We start from the raw sequence: 997 nt of genomic DNA, 5'->3' as shown, positions 1-997 counted from the left end.
GGGGGCCGGGGGAGCGATGGGGCACGGGGTGGCGGGCGAGGTGGAGGCTCCCTGGGAGGGGGCGGCGCTCATGGACAAGTCACCCTTCACTTCGCGTAGTTGTAGACCGTCGCGCGGGACACGCCGAGAAGGTCCGCGATGGTCTGTGCGGCGTCACGCGAGTCGAAGTAGCCGTCCCGTTGGAGTCGTCGCACGAGTGCCTTCTTGTCCTCGCGGCTCAGTGAGCGGGGCGTCGCGGCGCGTTCGGCGGCCCGGGCCTCCACCGCTTCGCGCAGCTCGCGCGCGGTGCGGTCCCGCAGGGTCTCCAGCGAACGGTCGCGATGCTCGGTGTCCGTCGCCACGAGGTTGGACAGGGCGAGCGTCACCGGGGACAGGACGGAGACGTCGAGGTTCAGGCAGAGCGCCGCGACGTATTCGCCGGCCGCGTTCTTGATGCCGATGGACGTGCTCTTCGCCGGGCGGCCGTCGGGGAACTGGTTGGGATAGTTCTGGATGACGCTCGGGTACTCCGGGTCGGCGATGCGGGCCAGTCCCAACTCCGTCACCGAGTCGCCTACCTGACGGCCGGACAGGTTGTTCTCGATGGCGCGGACGGCGTGGTCCGGGTTCCGCAGGTCGTGCAGCACCACCTCGCACAGGCCGGGAAACATGCGGCCCACCGCGACCGCGATCTTCTCGGCCTCCCGGATGAGGTGTTCGTCCGCACCATCCGTGGCGTGATCCATGTCGCCCTTCCCGTAGTTGCCCCCGCAGTGGACATGCAGTCTATGTCTAGATGGAAAGTCTAGGTCGCTGGCAAGGGTGCTGTCCAGCGGCTGACCGTCCGCGGCTCCCACCGTTCGTCGCCGACCGGCGGCCCCGCGATCGACCGCCGCCTCCACAAGCGGCGGCCCCTCGGCAGCCACCGTCCGCCACGGGGCGGACCCGGCGTCACCCACCGTCCGCACGAGCGTCGGCCCCGGCGTCACCCACCGTCCGCACGAGCGTCGGCCCCGGC

1 protein-coding gene is annotated in these 997 nt (G+C 70.7%); it reads right to left on the bottom strand.

The window, feature by feature from the left end; translation table 11 throughout:
* Positions 1-86: 86 nt before the first annotated feature.
* Positions 87-725, bottom strand: a complete 639-nt coding sequence (locus GT045_RS12550) for a PAS domain-containing protein (RefSeq protein WP_161334212.1) — start codon at positions 723-725, stop codon at positions 87-89.
* Positions 726-997: the final 272 nt, after the last annotated feature.

It is taken from the genome of Streptomyces sp. SID486 (assembly GCF_009865385.1).
Taxonomy (GTDB): domain Bacteria; phylum Actinomycetota; class Actinomycetes; order Streptomycetales; family Streptomycetaceae; genus Streptomyces.
This window is presented reverse-complemented; position numbering and strand designations above follow the sequence as displayed.

Excerpts from the sequence above, each read along its gene's own strand:
- GT045_RS12550 (WP_161334212.1), bottom strand. The coding sequence starts at position 725 with ATGGATCACGCCACGGATGGTGCGGACGAACACCTCATCCGGGAGGCC.